We start from the raw sequence: 19,322 nt of genomic DNA on the forward strand, positions 1-19,322 counted from the left end.
CAGAGGGGCCCGGCACCTTTGTTTCCTCTGCCCTTGCGAGACAAATCATCGCAGGGCCCCTTCTTACTCCCTGAAGATCACGCCTTCGTCAAGTCCCGTGATCGCAACCAGAGATCAAACCTGCTCTGCGGCCAGATCTTCGGCGGTTTCGCGACGGCGTTTGAGCGTATTTTCGCGAAAGAAGATGTAAAGGCCCGAAAGAACAATCAGGCCCGCGCCGACCACGATACTTGTCTGGGGCACATCGCCGAAGAACAGCCATCCAAAAATGACCGCCCAGAGCAGCAGCGTATATTGCAGCGGCGCAACTGTTGCAGCATCGGCAAGTTTGAGCGCCCGGTTGACCAGCACATGCGCCGCCATGGCGACGACGCCGAGCAGGCCGAGGAAGGCAAGATCAAAACCGGATTGCACCGGCAGCCATCCCGATGGCGTGACGAGCACGGCGACAATGCCCGCAAGCGCCGCGCCGATGATCTGCCAGAAGGCGAGCACCGTGTCGGGCGTATTGCGCAGCTGGCGGCCGGACAACATCATGAATGCAAAGGCAGCGCTGCCGAGGATAGAAAAGAGTGCAGCGGAGGTGAGGCTTGCCGAGCTCGGCTTGAGCGCGATGAGAACGCCGACAAAACCGATGCCAATGGCCGTCCATCTACGCCAGCCGACCTTTTCTCCGAGCAGAAACGGGGAGAGCGCAGCCACGTAAATCGGCGCCGCGAGCCAATAGGTCATGACGTCCGCCAGGGGCAGCGCCGCGACCGCGAAATAGAAACAGAAAAGCTCGGCCGTGGAGAAAAAGACGCGCGCCGCCTGAAGGCCGGGCCGCTCGATTTTCACGAGGCCGGAGAGGCCGGCTCTCCAGACGATCGGAACAAGGATGACCAGCGCCGCGGCGCTTCGGATAAGGATCACCTGGCCCTGGCTGTAGGTCGATACGAGCCATTTCCCCATGGCGTCGTTCAACGCAAACAGCAGCATTCCAAGCAGCATCACGGCCACGCCGAGGCCCGTCGGCGAAAGCTTTTTTATCATAGTCGACATGTCAGTTCCGATCTCCCAATGGTTGCATTGGTCGTCCAACCAGCCGTCCTTTGTCAAGTCCAGAACGGACGGGTTTGCACAATTAATAGTACTATTACGCCGGGGCTTCGGATATCAGGTGAAGATGCGTCGTTCTTCGGCCACGAGTTCCTGGAGAAAATTGACCACTGTGCGGACACGGACCAACTGGCGAGCGGATTCGTGATAAGCCGTCCAATAGGACCGGCTGATGGTGAGATGCGGGATGATCCGTATAAGTTCGGGATATTGGCCCGCGATGTAATTGTGCAGGATGCCGATTCCCGCACCGGATCGTACTGCCTCCGTCTGGCCGGTAGCGCTTGAGATTTCAAAGGCGGCGTCCCAGTCACGCATGATTTCGCCGGTGAAGTTCAGCGAAGGCGAAAAGATCAGGTCCTCCACGTAACCGATCCGCCGGTGGCGTTTCAGTGCCTCGACATCATCAGGCGTTCCGTAGTCAGCCAGATAATTCGCCGAGGCATAGAGGCCGAGTGAATAATCGGTGAGCTTGGAAAACATCAGCCTGCCCTGTTCCGGCCTTTCGATAGTGATGGCGATATCAGCCTCACGTTGCGACAGCGAAAAGGAACGCGGCACCGGAACGAGCTGGATTTTCAGATCGGGATAACGCGCCGTCAGTCTGCCAAGCCTTGGCGCGAGGAAGGATACGCCGAGGCCGTCCGGCGCGCCGATGCGCACCGTTCCCGCAACCGCCGTATCGACGCGACCGAGATTGGCCTGGGCATTCAGCATTTCAGTTTCCATGCGCTCCGCACTCGCAAGAAGCCGCTGACCCTCCTCCGTCAGTTCGCAGCCATTGGTGCTGCGCAGGAAGAGCTGGGTGCCGATGGCGGCTTCCAGCGCGGAAACCCGGCGGCTGAGAGTGGCATGGTTCACACCGAGCTTTCTGGCCGCGGAAAGAAACTGGCCGCTTCGCGCCACGCTCAGGAACAAACGTACATCATCCCAGTTCATGCCACGTTCCTTGTGTCTATTTTTGCACAATTGATGCTTATTTCAGGCGATTGATTTGTGCAAATCGAAAGGCAATGCTGCGCCATCACATTCTGGAGGAACACCATGAAGGAAATCGGTCATTTCATTAATGGCAAACATGTGCCGGGCACCAGCGGCCGCACATCGAATGTCTACAATCCGGCCACGGGCGAAGTTCAGGCTACGGTCGCGCTTGCCAGCGACGCCGAACTGCGCGCGGCTGTCGAAAGCGCCAAGGCGGCACAGCCGAAATGGGCTGCGACCAATCCGCAGCGTCGTGCCCGCGTTTTCTTCAAGTTCGTCGAACTTCTGAACCGAGACATGAACGAGTTGGCGGTGCTGCTCTCCAGCGAGCACGGCAAGACCGTCGAAGATTCCAAGGGCGATATCGTCCGCGGGCTTGAAGTCTGCGAATTCGTCTGCGGCATTCCGCATCTGCAGAAGGGTGAGTTCACCGAAGGCGCGGGCCCGGCCATCGACATGTATTCGATCCGCCAGCCGGTCGGCATCGGCGCAGGCATCACCCCGTTCAACTTCCCCGGCATGATCCCGATGTGGATGTTCGCCCCGGCGATCGCCTGCGGCAACGCCTTCATCCTCAAGCCTTCCGAGCGCGACCCGTCGCTGCCGATCCGCCTCGCGGAACTGATGATCGAAGCCGGTCTTCCGGCCGGCATCCTGAACGTCGTCAACGGCGACAAGGGTGCCGTCGACGCCATCCTCACCGATCCCGATATCGGCGCGGTTTCCTTCGTCGGCTCGACGCCGATCGCCCGTTACGTCTATGGCACCGCTGCCATGAACGGCAAGCGCGCGCAGTGCTTCGGCGGCGCGAAGAACCACATGATCATCATGCCGGACGCCGATCTCGATCAGGCCGTGAACGCGCTGATGGGCGCCGGTTACGGTTCGGCCGGCGAGCGCTGCATGGCTGTTTCCGTTGCAGTTCCTGTCGGCGAAGAGACGGCAAACCGTCTCGTTGAAAAGCTCATTCCGCAGATCGAGGCACTGAAGATCGGTCCTTACACCGACGACAAGGCCGATATGGGCCCGCTCGTCACCAAGGAAGCCCAGACGCGCGTCAAGGGCCTGATCGACAGCGGCGTGGAACAGGGCGCGAAGCTTCTGGTCGACGGCCGCGACTTCAAGCTGCAGGGCTATGAAGACGGCTATTTTGTCGGCGGCTGCCTGTTCGACCACGTCACCCCTGACATGGACATCTACAAGACGGAAATCTTCGGACCGGTTCTGTCGGTCGTTCGTGCCAAGAACTACGAAGAGGCGCTGGAACTGCCGATGAAGCATGAATATGGCAACGGCGTCGCCATCTTCACCCGCGACGGCGATGCAGCCCGCGATTTCGCAAGCCGCGTCAATATCGGCATGATCGGCATCAACGTTCCGATCCCGGTTCCGCTCGCCTACCATTCCTTCGGCGGCTGGAAGGCTTCGAGCTTCGGCGACCTCAACCAGCACGGCACGGATTCGATCAAGTTCTGGACGAAGACCAAGACCATCACCTCGCGCTGGCCGTCTGGCATCAAGTCGGGTGCCGAATTCGTCATGCCGACGATGAAATAAGCCGCAAGCAGGCATACAAAAAAGCCCCGCTGTTTTGCAGCGGGGCTTTTTTGACTGGAATTCATCGTGCTGGAAGCAGGGCCCGAGATCAGTTGGTCGGGCCGTCATTAAAGCCCACTTCGTCCACCAGTTCGGATGCCTGCTTGCGATGGGCGGCGATGTCCGTCAGCGGCAACCTGTCCGGATTGATGGGGCCGAAGCCCTTGACCACATCCGACGGCTCGGCGCCGGGCAGCACCGGATATTCGAAGACCTGCCTGGCGTAGATTTCCTGTGCCTCGCGCGATGCCAGGAATTCCATGAGTTTCAGGGCATTGTCCTTGTTGGGGGCGTATTTCGTCAGGGCCATGCCGGAAATATTCACATGGGTGCCGCGGTCGCCCGCATTGGGAAAAATGACGCGCACGGAACCCGCCCATTCCTTTTCTTCCGGCTCGCGGTCATTTGTCAGCATCAGGCCGACATAATAGGTGTTGCCAAGGGCAATATCACACTCCCCGGAAAAGATTGATTTCGCCTGGCTGCGGTCGGTTCCATCAGGTTTGCGGGCAAGGTTGTTCTTCAGGCCGGTAAGCCAGGTGCGGGTATAATCGACACCATGATGTGCAATCATTGAGGCGATCAGCGCAATATTATAGGAATGCTGGCCGTCGCGAATGCAGATCCTGCCCTTCCATTTCCGATCCGCCAGTTCCTCATAGGTGATATCCTTCTGGCTCACCCGCTCCTTCGAGGCATAGACAACCCGGCCGCGTGTCGTCAGGCCGAACCATTCGCCCTCGGGATCACGCAGATTGGCGGGGATATCCTTTTCGATGACGGGATCGTTGAGAACAGGCTGCGTGACACCGCCCTCCTTGGCCTCGACCAGCCGGGCGATATCGACCGTCAACAGCACATCGGCCGGCGAATTGACGCCTTCTGCCTGGATGCGTTCCACCAGTCCCTTGTCGAGAAAAAGAACATTCGTCTCTATTCCCGTTTCCTTGGTAAAGGCGTCGAGCAGCGGCTGGATCAATTCAGGCTGGCGATAGGAATAGACATTAACCTCTCCCTCTGCCCAGGCTTTGGGTGCGCAGGAAAGGATCATCATCCCTGAAAAAACGGCAGCGGAAAAATATGATTTCAAGCTTGCCATTGTGAATGCCTCCATTACATTCCGATTCTTGACTTGTTTGTTCATGAATCATGAAGGCGGTCAACAAGGCTGTTTGAGAAATCTCGGATGGATGCCAGTTTTTTCGGTTTCTGGAATTGTTCTAAACTGAAAAAGAGACTATATAACTCCACATTGAGAGTTAGGAGACCAGCATGCGCTTGACCAAACAGACCAACTATGCCGTGCGCATGTTGATGTACTGCGCCGCAAATGAAGGCCATCTGAGCCGCATTCCGGAGATTGCCAAGGCCTATGGCGTTTCCGAGCTGTTCCTGTTCAAGATCCTCCAGCCGCTCAACAAGGCCGGCCTGGTGGAAACAGTTCGCGGCCGCAATGGCGGCGTGCGGCTTGGCAAGCCTGCCGAAAAGATCAGCCTGTTCGATGTGGTCAGGGTCACCGAAGACAGCTTCGCCATGGCGGAATGTTTCGAGGACGGCGCCGTCGAATGTCCTCTTGTTGACAGCTGCGGCCTGAATTCGGCACTGCGCAAGGCGCTCAACGCCTTCTTCGACGTACTGGCCGAATATTCGATCGACGATCTCGTCAAGGCTCGGCCGCAGATCAACTTTCTGCTTGGCCTCGACACCACGATGCCGAAGGTCGCTGCCCTTCCGGCTGCATGATCGTCTTATTGCTTCTCTGGCGATTACACCATAGCCCGTGCCCATGAGGTCACGGGCTTTTCTTTAAGGAAGCCGCGCGAGACAGAATATTTTTGATCCCGCGTGTTGACCTCGCGAACGGAAGCGGCGCATTTGGTCGCGAGCTTTTTCAAGCAACCAATCAGCGTCGCAATGATCATCAAGCCTGAATTCCATACATTTGCGCTTACCGCGCTCATCGGCAGCATAGGTGCGCTGCTCGCCAGCCTCATCGATATCCCGGCACCCTTTCTATCCGGCCCGGCACTTGCGGTGACGATCTCTGGACTGGCAGGCCTCAGGCTTGGCATTCCCGCCTTCATCCGCAATGCCTGTTTCGTCGTTGTCGGCATTTCGATGGGAACGAGCGTGACGCCCTCCGTGATAGACGCTGCGAAGACCTGGCCGGTGAGCTTTGTCGTCGTCCTCGTCGCTGTCGTCATCATGCTCTATGTCGCTTACTGGATACTGCATTACGGCTTCGGTTACGACAGGACCACGGCAATGCTCGGCGCTTCCCCCGGCCACCTCAGCTATATCATCAGCCTCGGGGCCGAGACGAAAAGCGACCTCGCAACCGTCAGCATCGTGCAAAGCGTCAGGGTACTTGCGCTCACTCTTTCCGTACCGCTGATCGTGGAATATTTCGATCTTGTCAGCACCGAACCGCTCCTCACCAAACCGCCGATGGATCTCCTCACCTTGGGACTGACCATCGTCGCTTCCCTGATGACCGGCTGGCTTTTCCTGCGCTGGAAGTTTCCTGCTGCCCTGCTGCTCGGCGGCGTCGCGATCTCCATTGGCACGCATATTACCGGCCTCACTGAAGGCGGCGTCCCGACCTGGCTCAGCCTTCCAGTGTATGTGCTGATCGGCTGCCTGATCGGGACACGGTTTTCGAATGTCTCGCTGATGGAGGTGCGCAAGGGCTTTGTAGCGGGCTTTGTCGTCACCATCGCCGTCATGGTGATCGCCGGCAGTATTGCCTGGATGATTTCCCACGTGACCGGCGTTCCGCTCAATGCGGTAATGATCGCCTATTCACCGGGTGGCCTCGAAACGATGGCTGCGATGGCGGTCATGATGCACGCAGATACCGCCTATGTCGGCTCGCATCACGTCATCAGGCTTCTGTTCCTGTCGGTTCTTATGCCGCTCGTCATGGGAAAGGATGCCCGAAAACGAGACGGCGAACCCTGACATCTGCCGGAAAAATGCTGGCAGCATTGCAACCTTTTTCTCTCCGGTACGTTCAGGCTTAGCCGCAATTGCGGGCGGCGACCTTTCGCCTGTTCGGCAGGCTGACCCATCGGAGGACCATTCATGAACCGCTTGATGACGTTGACGGGCGCCGGACTTGCGCTTGCCTTTTCTGTTTCGATCGCTCAGGCGCAAGTGGTCGTGTCGTCGAAAATCGACACGGAGGGTGGCGTTCTCGGCAACATCATTCTCGCCGTTCTCAGCAAGAACAATATCGAGACGACGGATCGCATTCAGCTCGGCGCAACGCCAGTCGTCAGAAAGGCGATTACCGCGGGCGAGATCGACATCTACCCCGAATATACCGGCAACGCCGCCTTCTTTTTCTCCAAGGCGGATGACCCTCTCTGGAAGGACGCCGCCAAGGCCTACCAGGAAGCAAAGACGCTCGACTATGACGCCAACAAGATCGTCTGGCTGACGCCCTCCTCGGCCAACAATACCTGGGCAATCGCGCTGCGAAAGGATGTTGCGGACAAAAACAAGCTGAAGACGCTCTCCGATTTCGGCAAATATGTTGCCGACGGCGGTGAAGTGGTTCTTGCCGCTTCTTCCGAGTTCGTCAACTCCGCTGCTGCCCTGCCGGCGTTTCAGACCACTTACGGCTTCACCATGAAGCCGGACCAGTTGATCACGCTGTCCGGCGGCGATACGGCCGCTACCATCGCAGCCGCAGCCAACCAGACCAACAACGCCAATGCCGCCATGGTCTACGGCACGGATGGCGGCATCGCCCCGTCCGGTCTCGTGGTGCTGGAGGACGACAAACACGTGCAGCCTGTCTATCAGCCGGCGCCCATCATTCGCGAAGAAGTCCTGAAAAAGCATCCGAATATCGAGGAACTTTTGAAACCCGTGTTTGAAAAGCTCGATCTGGCGACCCTGCAGGAGCTTAACGCCCGTGTGCAGGTGGGCGGCGAGCAGGCAAAAACCGTCGCGCTCGACTTCCTGACCAAGAACGGCTTCGTCAAGTAATAGTCTGTGGTTCCGGGCGACGGGTCGGGAAAAATTTGTTCTTCCGGCCTTCGCCTGATCGATGAGACAGGGGAGCGGGATTTGACGAAATGGCCTGACAAGGTGGGGGTGGTGATTTCATGCCTGCTTCTCTATGCGCTTCTCGTGGCGCCCTTCATGACATTCCGTGCGAACCGGATCGTTCAGGGTGAGACACGAACGGTTTTCGAAGCCCTCCCGGCTTCGGCTGCCGCCATTATCACCACCGTCGTTCTTCTTGCTGCATTCATCGCGTTCTTTCGCTTTTCCACCCGCCTCAAACTCACGATTGCGCTGGTCGGGCTTGCAGTACTGGCGGTTTTCGTCGGTCAGGCTGCTTCTTTCCTGACACCGGAGGGCAATAGTTTTGCCCGCGTCTCGCCTGCCAGCGGTTTCTGGCTGATTTTTGCCGGGCTTGCTCTGCTCGCTACGGATTGTATAGCCCGTCTCAGGCCCAGGCCCGTCGTTCGGATTTTGCTGTTGCTGCTGGCGATGGCTGCACTTGCGGCCGTGCTGACAAGCGGTCTCTGGAACGATCTCTCGATCATCAGGGAATATACCGGGAGAGCCGACACATTCTGGACCGAGGCACTGCGGCACGTGCAGCTCGCCATCGGCTCGCTCGTTGCGGCGACGCTCGTGGGCATTCCGCTCGGCCTCCTCTGCTACAAGGTGGAGCGGCTGCGGGCGGGCGTGCTGAACACCCTCAACATCGTCCAGACCATACCCTCCATCGCTCTTTTCGGTTTGCTGATCGCGCCGCTTGGATGGATCGCAGCGACGGTGCCGGGCGCGGCAAAGATCGGCATCGCCGGCATAGGCATGGCGCCCGCCTTCGTGGCGCTATTTCTCTATTCGCTGCTACCGGTGGTTTCCAACACGGTGGTTGGCCTTTCCGGCGTTTCGCGAGCAGTCCGGGAGGCGGCGCGCGGACTCGGCATGACTTCCACGCAAAGCCTGCTGCGGGTGGAGTTTCCGCTGGCCATTCCGGTCATCCTCACCGGCATCCGCATCGTGCTGGTGCAGAATATCGGGCTCGCGACGATCGCAGCGCTGATTGGCGGCGGTGGTTTTGGCGTTTTCGTCTTCCAGGGCATCGGGCAGACGGCGATGGACCTCGCGCTGCTGGGTACCGTGCCGACCGTTTTCCTCGGCTTTGCGGCTGCAATCATGCTTGACGCCCTCATCGACAGCAATCTCTTCAGCGCAGGCGGAAGGCAAAAGGCATGATCGAGATCGACACCATCACGAAGCGATATGGCGATACGACCGTTGTGGACCAGGTGTCACTAACGGTCGCGCCGCGCACCGTCACCGTCATCGTCGGCACGTCGGGGTCGGGAAAAACCACCCTGCTGCGCATGATAAACCGGCTGGTGGAGCCAACTTCCGGCGCAATCCGGATAGACGGAAAAGATGCCAGCGCGATACCCGGATTCAGGCTTCGCCGCCAGATAGGCTATGCCATTCAGGGCCATGGCCTGTTTCCGCATCGAACGGTGGCGGAGAATATCGCGACCGTGCCGCAGCTGATCGGCTGGGACCGCAAACGCATCGCTGCGAAGATCGATGCGCTGATGCATCTCTTCCAGCTCGAACCTGCGCTTTATGCCGAGCGTTTCCCGCATGAACTTTCCGGAGGCCAGCAGCAGCGTGTCGGCGTGGCGCGGGCGCTGGCCGCTGAACCGAACATTCTCCTGATGGACGAGCCATTCGGCGCTCTCGATCCGGTTATCCGCGCCAAGGCCCAGAAAGACCTCATCGATATACAGAAGAAGCTGGGCGTCACCATCGTTCTCGTCACGCACGACATGGACGAGGCTTTTCATCTGGCTGATCGTATCGCAGTCATGGACAAGGGACGTATCGTGCAGGACTGTCCGCCGGCAGAACTGGTGCTGAAACCCGCGAATGACTTCGTGCGCACCATGATCGGGGAAAACGAACGCGCGCTGAAACTGCTCTCGGTCCTCTCGGTTGCCGATGTCGTGGAGCCGGGAAGCGCCGAGGGCGAGCCGCTAAGCGAACATACAAGCCAGCGCGACGCGCTTTCGGCCATGTTATGGGCGGGCCGCGATGTCCTGCCAGTGATAAAAGACAGCGGACAGCCCGCGGGCCTGGTGCGGCGTGACGTTCTCCTCCAGCGCGCCGCCGGAAACCGATGAGAAAAGCCGCTTCTTTCTTCGCCCTGGGATTTCTGGTGCTGGCGCTGATGGCGTTTCTTGCCTCGCCCCAGAGCTTCTCGCCCCTGTTCAGCCCCCTTGTGCAAGCCAATGCGCCAGCCATCTACACGCAGGCCAATCTGCTTTCCCTCACCCTTTCGCATCTCGCCACTGTCGCTATCGCAACGGGGTTTGCCACGATGATGGCGGGTGCGCTCGCCATTCTCGTAACCCGACCCTTCGGAAGGGATTTCCTTCCGCTCTCCCGCAGCATCGTCAATATCGGCCAGACCTTTCCCCCTGTGGCGGTTCTGGCGCTCGCGGTGCCGATAATCGGTTTTGGCGAAAAACCCACTCTGATCGCGCTGTTTCTTTATGCCCTGCTGCCCGTCTTCGAAAATACGCTGACCGGACTTACCACCCTTCCGCCAGCAGTGGTGGATGCCGCAAAAGGCAGCGGCATGACCGGCTGGCAACGGCTCGTAAAAGTGGAGCTGCCGCTCGCCCTGCCGGCCATCCTCGCCGGGATCCGACTTTCGGCGGTCATCAGCCTTTCCACCGCCACCATCGGCTCAACGGTTGCCGCAAGGACGCTCGGGGAAGTTATCATCGCCGGCCTGCAATCCAACAATCTCGCTTTCATCCTTCAGGGCGGACTTATCGTTGCGGCACTGGCGATCCTGATCCACACCGGCTTTTCCGCCCTGGAAAGGACCGCGGCCCGCAGAACCGGGCAATGAACAGGACATGCGTCACATTTTATATTCCCGGCGTTCGCCGCACATGGTAGGGGCAAACCGTCGAAACAGAAATTTCAGAGGTTCGGGTGACACAGGCAATCGTCGTGATGGGAGTGAGCGGTTCTGGCAAGTCCACGGTCGCGGAAGGTCTGGCGGAGAAACTGGGCATTGCCTTTATTGAGGGCGATAAACTCCACCCCAAATCCAATGTCGACAAGATGTCAGAGGGTATTCCCCTTACTGATGAAGACCGCTGGCCCTGGCTCGATCTCGTCGGCGCGGAACTTCGCAAAGGCAGCGAAAGCAACGGTGTCGTCGTTTCCTGCTCGGCGCTCAAGAAAATCTATCGCGACCGCCTCCGCCAGGCCACAGGCGGCCCGCTGGCGTTCGTCTATCTGGATGGCAGCCTGGAACTGCTTAGCCGGCGGATGGGCGAGCGCAAGGGCCATTTCATGCCGCTCTCGCTGCTTCAGACCCAGCTTGCCACGCTGGAAGTACCGACGGGAGAGCCCGGCGTCGTGGCTGTCAGCATCGATACGACACCGGAAGAGATCGTTTCGAACGCGCTTTCCGCTTTGAAAACGGTCGTGTTTTAAAGCCCGAGCCTGTCTCTCAGGCCATACCACCAGGCGCCAAGTACGGTCAGCGGAACGCGGAACGTCTTGCCACCCGGGAAGGGATAGTTCGGCAAGGAGCTCCAGATATCAAAACGTTCGGCGTGGCCTGCGACGGCCTCGCCCAATATCTTGCCGAGCAGATGCGTGGTCGTTACCCCGTGACCGCTGTCGCCATGGGAAAAGTAGATATTGTCCGACAGTTTGCCCATGTGCGGAATACGCGTCAGGGTCAAGGCGAAGTTGCCGCTCCAGGCATACTCAATCTTTATCTTTTCCAGCTGCGGGAAGGTCTTCAGCATGTTCGGGCGGATCACGCCTGTCAGGTCGGCCGGATCGCTGCCGCCATAACCGATACCTCCGCCGTAAAGCAGACGGTTGTCCGAGGTGCGACGGTAATAATCGAGAATGTAATTGGCATCTTCGACGCAGTAATTGGCGGGCAGAAGCGCCTCGATCAGATCGGCGTTAAGCGGCTCCGTTGCCATGACCTGGCTCGAGACCGGCATCATCCGTTCGCCAATTTCCGGCAGCAACTTGCCGAGATAAGCATTGCCGCAAACGAGAACATATTTCGCCCTCACGCTGCCCGTTGCCGTCCGCACGACGGGGTTTTCCCCCTGCTCTACCGCAATGACCCGCGAATTTTCGAATATCCGAGCGCCCAGGCTTTCGGCAGCCGCCGCCTCGCCCTGCACGAGATTAAGAGGATGGATATGGCCGCCGAAACGATCGATCATGCCACCGGCGTAACGATCGGTCTTCACGTAGCGGCCGACATCCGCTCCGGAGACCATTTCCAGGCCGCCATGACCATGTTTTTCCCAATGGGCCTTGTGTGCCTCCATTTCGCGAATCTGCTTTGACGTGAAGGCGGCGAAGAAACCGCCGTCGACCAGATCGCAGTCGATGGCATATTTGGTGACGCGGTTGCGGATGATCGTGCCGCCTTCAAGCGACATCTCCCCAAGCTTCACTGCCTTGTCATGCCCGTAGCGGCCGGCGATGGTCTCGAGATCCCGGCTGTAACCGTTGACAATCTGCCCGCCGTTGCGCCCCGATGCGCCGAAGCCCACCCGCACGCCTTCCAGCACAATGACCGCGTAGCCACGTTCACTGAGTTCAAGGGCGGCGGAAATGCCGGTGAAACCGCCGCCGATCACGCAGACATCGGCTTCCAGCGCGCCCTCAAGCGTCGGGCGCACGGTTTTGACATTGGCGGAGGCCGCATACCATGACGATGTGTGGCCGGGATTGGGAATGTTGGTGACCTCAGCCATTTCACACAGTCCTGATATAGGCGTCATATTCGACGTCGGTTACACGCAGGGAGAATTCGGAAAGCTCCTGCTGTTTGCAGGCGGAAAACAGCGTACGGTATTTTTGGCCAAGCGTCGCATAGGCGAAGCTGGACCGCGTGAAGCGTTGCAGCGCATAGTCCCAGTTGGTGGGCAGCGGCTCATGGTTGATCGCGTGACTGTCGCCGGAAATCGCGCCGCCGGGCTGGCGCTTCTCCTTCATGCCGGCGAGCGCGGCGCTCAGTATCATCGCGAGAACCAGATAGGGGTTGGTGTCGGCGCCGGCGACGCGGTGTTCGATACGCGTCGCCGCCTTGCTGGCAACAATGACGCGCACCGCTGCTGAGCGGTTATCGATACCCCAGGAGGCGTAGGTTGGCGCATGTTCGCTCGGTGTGAGACGGCGATAGGAATTGGCATGAGGTGCAAAGATCGCCATGCTCTCTCCCATGTTTTCAAGGAGGCCGCCGACCGAATGCAGCAGCGCATCCGAAGGGCCGTTTTCTCCCGCGTAGATATTCCTGCCATCCCTGTCGAGAACGGAGAAATGCACATGCATGCCATTGCCTGCCTGCAGCCCATAAGGCTTGGCCATGAAGGTGGCGTCGAGGTCATGCCGACGCGCCACTCCTTTAACGATACGCTTCAGAAAAACGGCAAAATCGGCAGCCTGCAACGCGTCAGGCACGTGATTGAGGTTGATCTCATATTGGCCGGGACCATTTTCCCGCAGCGTCGTATCGGCAAGCACGCCCTGCGCGCGGCACGCTGTCGCGATGTCGTGGAAAACATCTTCGAAATCCTGCAACTCTGAAATCGACAGGACCTGCGTCTGGCCCGTATGCCACCGGCCCTCGCGGCTGTGCGGCGGACGCACGGGATCGAGCGCCGAACGAACGGGATCGATCAGGTAAAACTCGAGTTCAGTGGCCACGACAGGGGTCAAACCCGCTTTTTTATATGCATTGAGAACCTGCGCCAGAACATGGCGCGGATCGCCGTAAAAACCGGTTCCATCCGGATTCTTCATGGCGAGCAAAACCTGCGCCGTCGGCCGGCCGAGCCATGTCACCCGCGACAGTGTGCCGGGAACGGGAAAGCAGAAGCCGTCCGGATCACCCGTGCCCTCCGCGAGGCCCGCAGCGTGGACATCACGTCCCCAGATATCCAGCGCATAAACGGAACGGGGAATGGCCATCCCCTTTTCAAGCACGTCGATTGCCCGTTCGCGCGGAATCCATTTGCCGCGCGGCACGCCGTTGGCATCTATGACAAAGGCTTCGAGTATTTCGATATCGGGGTTATCGACGAAAAATTTCTTTGCGTTTTCAATATCATCCATCATGCACCAGCAAGCCGTTTCCATCTCTGATCATGCGCAGCAATCTTCGCTAGCGAAAATCATCCTGCTGCTGATAGATGAGAAACCTCGCCACCATGATGACGTCTGCCCCTTTTCCCCTTTGCATGGGACCATGTTACGTGGCCTGCTACCATAAGGCCAGCGGATTTCGTTCTCAGGGATTGAACCTTCCCGGGCGATACGCGTCAATCGCGATAACAGGCGTTTCGCCCAGCATCGTTTCAGCCAGAACACGACCGGTAATGGGCCCGAGCGTCAGCCCGTGATGGGCGTGGCCGAAGGCAAACCATAAAGTCCGGTGACGTGGCGCCTTGCCGATTATGGGCATCATATCCGGCGTGCAGGGCCGGGCACCCATCCACGGTTCCGCATCCAGCCGGCCGCCAAGAGGAAAGACGGTCCGCGCCACCCGCTCCGCCCGTTCAATCTGCACGGGCGATTTCGGCGCATCGCGTTCGGCAAATTCCGCCCCCGTCGTCAGCCGGATACCTTTTCGCATCGGCGCAAGGAAATATCCCCGCTCTGCATCGATCAGCCAGTTATTGAGCTTAGTGCCTTCCTGCGGCGCGTAATGCATGTGATAACCGCGCTTCACGCCGAGCGGAAAACGGTAGCCCAGTCGCTCGGTGACGGTATCCGCCCAAGGGCCTAGTGCCACGACGGCATGTTCGGCCTCGACTGCGCCGGTTTCGGTGCGCACCGTCCAACCGCTTGCCGTCTGACTGAGGGTGGACGCATCGCCCCTTGACACTCGTCCACCGAGGCTCTCGAACAGCCGGACATAAGCGAGCGTCAGCGCATGCGGATCGAGCACCGACCAGGGATCGTTCCATTTCAGGCCGCCGACGAAATCATGGCTCAGATGCGGTTCGGCAGCGGCAAGTTCCTCAGCGTCGAGTTTCGTATGGGAAATGCCATGGTCTCGCGCCAGACGTTCGGCAAAGGCAAAATCAGCGTCCCGCCGTGCGGCGGTTCGGTAGGCCTCCATCCAGCCATTCTTGACGATCAGGTCACCGGCTTTGGCCTCCTCGATCAGGATGTTGTGCTCGGATACCGAGTGCTCGATCAGCGGTGCATAGGCCCGGGCAATTGCCGCATGGCGCGCGGCTGCGGAATTATACCAGTAGCGGCCCAGAAAAGGCGCGATCTTGGGCAGAGCTGAGAGGTGATAACGGGCATCGATGCTGTTATTCAGGGAATAGCGCAGCAGCAGGGCGAGATCCTGCGGAAAGGCATAGGGCACCACACCTTCTCTCTGGATCAACCCGGCATTGCCGAAAGAGGTTTCCTCACCCGGTCCGCGCCGGTCGACCAGCACCACCGACCTGCCCCTGCGGGCCAGCTGCAAGGCGGTGGAAACCCCAATGATCCCCGCCCCCAAAACGATCACATCCGCTGCCATGGCAATCAATCCGTCTCTGCGTCACATACCCAGCAACATGGGTCGGCATTTTTCGCGAAGCAACAGAAAAATCATTGCCTTAACAGAAACACCACGCGGCCTACTGGCTAATGGCCTTCGTTTTCACGGCCTCGATGTGGAAGGCAGCCGCCAGGAGCGCCCGGGTATAGTCCTGCTGTGGACTGGCGAAGATTTCCGCCGCCGGGCCGCTCTCCACCACCTTGCCGTGACGCATGACGATCAGGTCGTTGGCAAGTGCCTTCACCACCTTCAAGTCGTGGCTGATGAAGAGATAAGCGAGTTCATGCTTTGCCTGGAGATCACGCAAGAGATCGACCACCTGCGCCTGCACACTCATGTCGAGTGCCGATGTCGGCTCGTCCAGCATGACAAAACGGGGTTTAAGCACCATGGCACGGGCAATGGCGATGCGCTGGCGCTGGCCGCCGGAAAATTCATGCGGATATCGCCAGCGGGTGGCCGGATCGAGACCGACCTCTTCCAGCGCGGTGGCGACGCGCGTATCGCGTTCGTCCGCAGACAGCGACCGCTCATGCACCTTCAAACCCTCGGCGACGATCTCACCCACCGACATGCGCGGGCTGAGTGAACCATAGGGGTCCTGAAACACGACCTGCAGCCGGTTCCTGAGCGGCTTCATCATCTCATAGGAATAGTGGTCGATCGACTGGCCGATGAAGCTGATACGTCCTTCAGATGCGATCAACCTGGAGAGCGCGAGACCAAGGGTTGTCTTTCCGGACCCGGATTCCCCGACCACGCCCACCGTCTGGCCGGCACGCAGCGTGATATCGATACCGTCCACCGCCTTCACATGGTCGACAACGCGACGCATCAGCCCCGCCTTGATGGGAAACCAGACCTTGATATCGTCGCCCTGCATGACCACAGGCTTACTGCTGTCGGAAACCGGCGGCTCGCCCTTGGGCTCCGCCGCCAGCAGGTGGCGTGTATAGGCATGCTGCGGATCGTTGAAAACCTGTTCGACGGTTCCGGTTTCTACGATCTTCCCCTTCGTCATGACGCAGACGCGGTCGGCAAATTTACGGACGATGCCGAGGTCATGGGTGATGAATAGCATGGACATGCCGTGTTGCTTTTTCAGATCACCGAGGAGTTCAAGAATCTGGGCCTGAACCGTCACGTCCAACGCCGTCGTCGGCTCGTCTGCAATCAGCAGTTTCGGCCGGTTTGCCAGCGCCATGGCGATCATCACACGCTGCCGCTGGCCACCGGACAATTCGTGCGGATAGGCTTTCAGGCGTTTTTCCGGTTCACGGATACCGACCTGGCGCAGAAGCTCCAGTGTGCGTTCACGCGCCTCGCTCCCCGTGATTGCCTGATGCAGCTCAAGGATCTCTCCGATCTGACGCTCGATGGTGTGGAGCGGATTGAGCGAGGTCATCGGCTCCTGGAAGATCATGGTGATGTCGTTGCCGCGCACCGCACGCAGGGAGCGCTCCGGCAATGTCAGCATGTCCTTACCATCGAACAGGATTTGTCCCGAGGGGTGGCTTGCTGCCGGATAGGGCAGCAGTTTCAAGATGGAATTGGCCGTCACCGACTTGCCAGAGCCGGATTCGCCGACAAGGGCAACGACTTCGCCCAACATCAGATCAAAAGACACGTGATCGACTGCAACACTTGTCGCGCCGCCCTGGTGGAAGGCGACAGAGAGATCACGAACGGAGAGCAGCGGCTGGATATTTGTTTCCGTCATGGCGATCACCGGAACGTCTTGCGTGGATCGAAGGCGTCGCGAACGGCCTCGCCGATGAAAATAAGGAGCGACAGCATGATGGACATCGTGAAGAAGGCTGTGAGACCGAGCCAGGGCGCCTGAAGGTTGTTCTTGCCCTGCGCAATCATCTCGCCCAGCGACGGCGATCCCGGCGGCATGCCGAAACCGAGAAAATCGAGCGAGGTGAGTGTCGTGATCGACCCTGAGAGAATGAAGGGCAGGAAGGTCAGCGTCGCCACCATGGCATTGGGCAGAAGGTGTCTGAACATGATCGTCCAGTTGCCGACGCCAAGTGCGCGGGCGGCACGGACATATTCGAAGTTTCTGGCCCGCAGGAATTCGGCGCGAACAATGCCGACGAAGCCGACCCATGAAAACAGCAGCATGATCCCAAGCAACACGAAGAAGCCGGGCGGCAGAATGGCCGCAATGATGAGCAGGATGTAAAGCACCGGCATGGACGACCAGATTTCGATGAAACGCTGCAAAAGCAGGTCCGTCCAGCCGCCGAAATAGCCCTGAATTGCGCCGGCGGTGACGCCGACAATGGCGGAAGCAATGGTCAGCGTCAGGCCGAACAGCACGGAGATGCGGAAGCCGTAGATCATCCGCGCCGTGACGTCGCGGGCCTGATTGTCGGTGCCGAGCCAGTTCAGATTACCAAGCGTGCAGCCGGGATCGGCATCGCCCTGCGGATAGGCCGAGCAGCGCTCCTTTTTATCCATCAGCCAGAAAGGTGCCGTGGGCGCGGAATGCGGAATATTGGAATTGACCGTCTGGTAGGAGTAGCGGATCGGTGGCCAGATCATCCAGCCATTGGCGTTGATCTCGTCCTGAATGAAAGAGGATTTGTAGTCGGTCTGGGCCAGGAACCCGCCGAATTTCTCCTCCGGATAATCCACCATGACCGGCACCAGCAGCTCGCCCTTGTAGGAGGCGAGGATGGGTTTGTCATTGGCGATGAATTCCGCCATCAGGCTCAGGAAAAACAGGATCAGGAACAGCCAGAATGACCAGTATCCACGGCGGTTTGCCTTGAAATTCTGCCAGCGGCGCTTGGTCGTCGGCGAAAACCACGGGCGCTTGGGATTTACCAGCGTCTCGGTTCCTGCAGGATGAGCGAGCGACATCACACGTCCCTCCGCTCGAAGTCGATACGCGGATCGATCCATGTGTAGATGAGGTCAGAGAGCAGGCCAACGACGAGGCCCATCAGCGAGAAGATGAACAGTGTGCCGAAGACGATCGGGTAATCACGGTTGACGACCGAGAGATAACCGAGGCGGCCGAGACCATCCAGCGAGAAGATATTCTCGATGAGCAGTGAGCCTGTGAAAAAGGCCGAGATGAAAGCACCCGGAAAGCCGGCGATCACGATCAGCATCGCGTTGCGGAAAACATGCCCATAAAGGACCTTGCGCTCGGTGAGACCCTTGGCGCGGGCAGTGATGACATATTGCTTCTTGATCTCGTCGATGAAGGAATTTTTGGTCAAAAGCGTCGTTGTCGCAAAGGCGGAGAGCGACAGAGCGATCAACGGCAGGGTAAGATGCCAGAAATAGTCGATGATCTTCTGCCACCAGTTCAGCTGGTCGAAATTATCAGACACCAGTCCCCGCAGCGGAAACCAGTCGAAAAACGATCCGCCGGCGAAAAGCACGATGAGCAGGATGCCGAACAGGAAACTCGGCACCGCATAACCGATGATGATGATGCCTGAGGTCCAGACATCGAAGGTCGAGCCATCGGAAACGGCCTTCTTGATGCCGAGCGGAATGGAAATCACATAGGATATGATCAGAATCCAGAAACCGAGCGAGGCCGAGACCGGCAGCTTGTCAATGATGAGATCGATGACCGACGAATTGCGGAAGAAGCTGTCGCCGAAGTCGAAGCGAATGTAATTCCACATCATTTCAAGGAACCGGGTGAGCGGCGGTTTGTCAAAACCGAACTGCTTTTCGAGCTTCTTGATCAGCTCCGGATCGAGCCCCTGTGCACCGCGATATTTCGAACCGCTTTCATCGAAGCCGCCTGATTGCCCCATGAGATCGCCGCCGCCCGAGAGCCGGTCGGAGGCGCTGTCGCCCTGACCCGTCAGCTGCGCAACGACCTGTTCCACCGGCCCACCCGGGGCGAACTGGATGACAAGAAACGAAATGCCCATGATGCCGATGATGGTCGGGATCATCAGCGCCAGACGTCTGAGGATATAGGCGCCCATCAGCCTCTTCCCCCAGCCGTTCGGTCAGCGATTTTCGTCTCGGTCAAGCCCGGTCCTTTCCTCAA

17 protein-coding genes are annotated in these 19,322 nt (G+C 59.0%); 8 read left to right on the forward strand and 9 right to left on the reverse strand.

The features are described 5' to 3' along the window. Positions 1-114 precede the first annotated feature (114 nt). Together FHW77_RS10935 and FHW77_RS10940 are read right to left on the reverse strand one after the other, a co-directional pair. Positions 115-1,032 carry a DMT family transporter gene (locus FHW77_RS10935; RefSeq protein ID WP_006699764.1) on the reverse strand — a complete coding sequence of 306 codons (918 nt, stop codon included), beginning with the start codon at positions 1,030-1,032 and terminating at the stop codon, positions 115-117. Between the two features lie 123 nt (positions 1,033-1,155). Next, positions 1,156-2,037 (reverse strand): LysR family transcriptional regulator, encoded by an 882-nt coding sequence (locus FHW77_RS10940; protein WP_004439288.1) that lies wholly within the window; start codon positions 2,035-2,037, stop codon positions 1,156-1,158. Between the two features lie 105 nt (positions 2,038-2,142). Between FHW77_RS10940 and FHW77_RS10945 the strand changes: the two genes are divergently transcribed. Then, positions 2,143-3,639: a CoA-acylating methylmalonate-semialdehyde dehydrogenase gene (locus FHW77_RS10945; protein ID WP_004439286.1), complete on the forward strand. Its 1,497-nt coding sequence runs from the start codon at positions 2,143-2,145 to the stop codon at positions 3,637-3,639. A gap of 88 nt (positions 3,640-3,727) precedes the next feature. On the opposite strand, the gene FHW77_RS10950 is transcribed toward FHW77_RS10945, so the two are convergent. Continuing rightward, entirely contained in the window at positions 3,728-4,777 is a 1,050-nt protein-coding gene (locus FHW77_RS10950) for a Fe(3+) ABC transporter substrate-binding protein (RefSeq protein WP_004439285.1), read from the reverse strand. A 173-nt stretch (positions 4,778-4,950) separates the two neighbouring features. Here FHW77_RS10950 and rirA point away from each other — a divergent pair, with 173 nt between their 5' ends. From rirA to FHW77_RS10985, 7 genes are all read left to right on the forward strand, one after another. Continuing rightward, a complete protein-coding gene (rirA, locus tag FHW77_RS10955; RefSeq protein ID WP_004439283.1) occupies positions 4,951-5,421 on the forward strand; it encodes an iron-responsive transcriptional regulator RirA in 471 nt (156 codons plus the stop codon). Positions 5,422-5,592: 171 nt separating this feature from the next. Next, complete coding sequence (locus tag FHW77_RS10960) at positions 5,593-6,639, forward strand: AbrB family transcriptional regulator (RefSeq protein WP_004439282.1); 1,047 nt, start codon at positions 5,593-5,595, stop codon at positions 6,637-6,639. Between the two features lie 123 nt (positions 6,640-6,762). Beyond that, positions 6,763-7,674, forward strand: coding sequence for a glycine betaine ABC transporter substrate-binding protein OsmF (gene osmF / locus FHW77_RS10965; protein ID WP_004439280.1), 912 nt, complete (start codon positions 6,763-6,765; stop codon positions 7,672-7,674). An 81-nt stretch (positions 7,675-7,755) separates the two neighbouring features. Further along, entirely contained in the window at positions 7,756-8,922 is a 1,167-nt protein-coding gene (locus FHW77_RS10970) for an ABC transporter permease (protein WP_044459962.1), read from the forward strand. Further along, positions 8,919-9,857, forward strand: coding sequence for an ABC transporter ATP-binding protein (locus tag FHW77_RS10975; RefSeq protein WP_004439277.1), 939 nt, complete (start codon positions 8,919-8,921; stop codon positions 9,855-9,857). The genes FHW77_RS10970 and FHW77_RS10975 overlap by 4 nt, the downstream gene beginning before the upstream one ends. After that, positions 9,854-10,594 (forward strand): ABC transporter permease, encoded by a 741-nt coding sequence (locus FHW77_RS10980; protein ID WP_004439276.1) that lies wholly within the window; start codon positions 9,854-9,856, stop codon positions 10,592-10,594. The genes FHW77_RS10975 and FHW77_RS10980 overlap by 4 nt, the downstream gene beginning before the upstream one ends. Positions 10,595-10,701: 107 nt before the next feature. Next, on the forward strand, positions 10,702-11,190 hold the full coding sequence (locus tag FHW77_RS10985) for a gluconokinase (protein ID WP_034496349.1): 489 nt from the start codon (positions 10,702-10,704) through the stop codon (positions 11,188-11,190). Here FHW77_RS10985 and FHW77_RS10990 read toward each other — a convergent pair. The 6 genes from FHW77_RS10990 to FHW77_RS11015 all read right to left on the reverse strand — a co-directional run bounded on the left by FHW77_RS10990 (position 11,187) and on the right by FHW77_RS11015 (position 19,257). After that, the gene (locus FHW77_RS10990; RefSeq protein ID WP_004439274.1) at positions 11,187-12,488 is read right to left on the reverse strand and encodes an NAD(P)/FAD-dependent oxidoreductase; all 1,302 of its coding nucleotides are present in this window, start codon (positions 12,486-12,488) and stop codon (positions 11,187-11,189) included. The two genes, FHW77_RS10985 and FHW77_RS10990, sit on opposite strands and share 4 nt — an antisense overlap. A 1-nt stretch (position 12,489) precedes the next feature. Beyond that, positions 12,490-13,851: a glutamine synthetase family protein gene (locus tag FHW77_RS10995; protein ID WP_004439273.1), complete on the reverse strand. Its 1,362-nt coding sequence runs from the start codon at positions 13,849-13,851 to the stop codon at positions 12,490-12,492. Positions 13,852-14,023: 172 nt separating this feature from the next. Further along, positions 14,024-15,271, reverse strand: a complete 1,248-nt coding sequence (locus tag FHW77_RS11000) for an NAD(P)/FAD-dependent oxidoreductase (RefSeq protein ID WP_004439272.1) — start codon at positions 15,269-15,271, stop codon at positions 14,024-14,026. 100 nt (positions 15,272-15,371) lie between these two features. After that, entirely contained in the window at positions 15,372-17,012 is a 1,641-nt protein-coding gene (locus FHW77_RS11005) for an ABC transporter ATP-binding protein (RefSeq protein WP_004439270.1), read from the reverse strand. 5 nt (positions 17,013-17,017) lie between these two features. Then, positions 17,018-18,163, reverse strand: coding sequence for an ABC transporter permease (locus FHW77_RS11010; RefSeq protein ID WP_004439269.1), 1,146 nt, complete (start codon positions 18,161-18,163; stop codon positions 17,018-17,020). After that, complete coding sequence (locus FHW77_RS11015) at positions 18,163-19,257, reverse strand: microcin C ABC transporter permease YejB (RefSeq protein WP_004439268.1); 1,095 nt, start codon at positions 19,255-19,257, stop codon at positions 18,163-18,165. The genes FHW77_RS11010 and FHW77_RS11015 overlap by 1 nt, the downstream gene beginning before the upstream one ends. Positions 19,258-19,322: the final 65 nt, after the last annotated feature.

This window comes from Agrobacterium sp. RC10-4-1 (assembly GCF_014138475.1).
Classification (GTDB): domain Bacteria; phylum Pseudomonadota; class Alphaproteobacteria; order Rhizobiales; family Rhizobiaceae; genus Agrobacterium; species Agrobacterium pusense.

Bases quoted from the DNA above. Each gene is read 5' to 3' on its own strand.
- FHW77_RS10935 (WP_006699764.1), bottom strand. From the start codon at position 1,032: ATGATAAAAAAGCTTTCGCCGACGGGCCTCGGCGTGGCCGTGATGCTG.
- FHW77_RS10940 (WP_004439288.1), bottom strand. From the start codon at position 2,037: ATGAACTGGGATGATGTACGTTTGTTCCTGAGCGTGGCGCGAAGCGGC.
- FHW77_RS10945 (WP_004439286.1), top strand. From the start codon at position 2,143: ATGAAGGAAATCGGTCATTTCATTAATGGCAAACATGTGCCGGGCACC.
- FHW77_RS10950 (WP_004439285.1), bottom strand. From the start codon at position 4,777: ATGGCAAGCTTGAAATCATATTTTTCCGCTGCCGTTTTTTCAGGGATG.
- rirA (WP_004439283.1), top strand. From the start codon at position 4,951: ATGCGCTTGACCAAACAGACCAACTATGCCGTGCGCATGTTGATGTAC.
- FHW77_RS10960 (WP_004439282.1), top strand. From the start codon at position 5,593: ATGATCATCAAGCCTGAATTCCATACATTTGCGCTTACCGCGCTCATC.
- osmF (WP_004439280.1), top strand. From the start codon at position 6,763: ATGAACCGCTTGATGACGTTGACGGGCGCCGGACTTGCGCTTGCCTTT.
- FHW77_RS10975 (WP_004439277.1), top strand. From the start codon at position 8,919: ATGATCGAGATCGACACCATCACGAAGCGATATGGCGATACGACCGTT.
- FHW77_RS10980 (WP_004439276.1), top strand. From the start codon at position 9,854: ATGAGAAAAGCCGCTTCTTTCTTCGCCCTGGGATTTCTGGTGCTGGCG.
- FHW77_RS10985 (WP_034496349.1), top strand. From the start codon at position 10,702: ATGGGAGTGAGCGGTTCTGGCAAGTCCACGGTCGCGGAAGGTCTGGCG.
- FHW77_RS10990 (WP_004439274.1), bottom strand. From the start codon at position 12,488: ATGGCTGAGGTCACCAACATTCCCAATCCCGGCCACACATCGTCATGG.
- FHW77_RS10995 (WP_004439273.1), bottom strand. From the start codon at position 13,851: ATGATGGATGATATTGAAAACGCAAAGAAATTTTTCGTCGATAACCCC.
- FHW77_RS11000 (WP_004439272.1), bottom strand. From the start codon at position 15,271: ATGGCAGCGGATGTGATCGTTTTGGGGGCGGGGATCATTGGGGTTTCC.
- FHW77_RS11005 (WP_004439270.1), bottom strand. From the start codon at position 17,012: ATGACGGAAACAAATATCCAGCCGCTGCTCTCCGTTCGTGATCTCTCT.
- FHW77_RS11010 (WP_004439269.1), bottom strand. From the start codon at position 18,163: ATGTCGCTCGCTCATCCTGCAGGAACCGAGACGCTGGTAAATCCCAAG.
- FHW77_RS11015 (WP_004439268.1), bottom strand. From the start codon at position 19,257: ATGGGCGCCTATATCCTCAGACGTCTGGCGCTGATGATCCCGACCATC.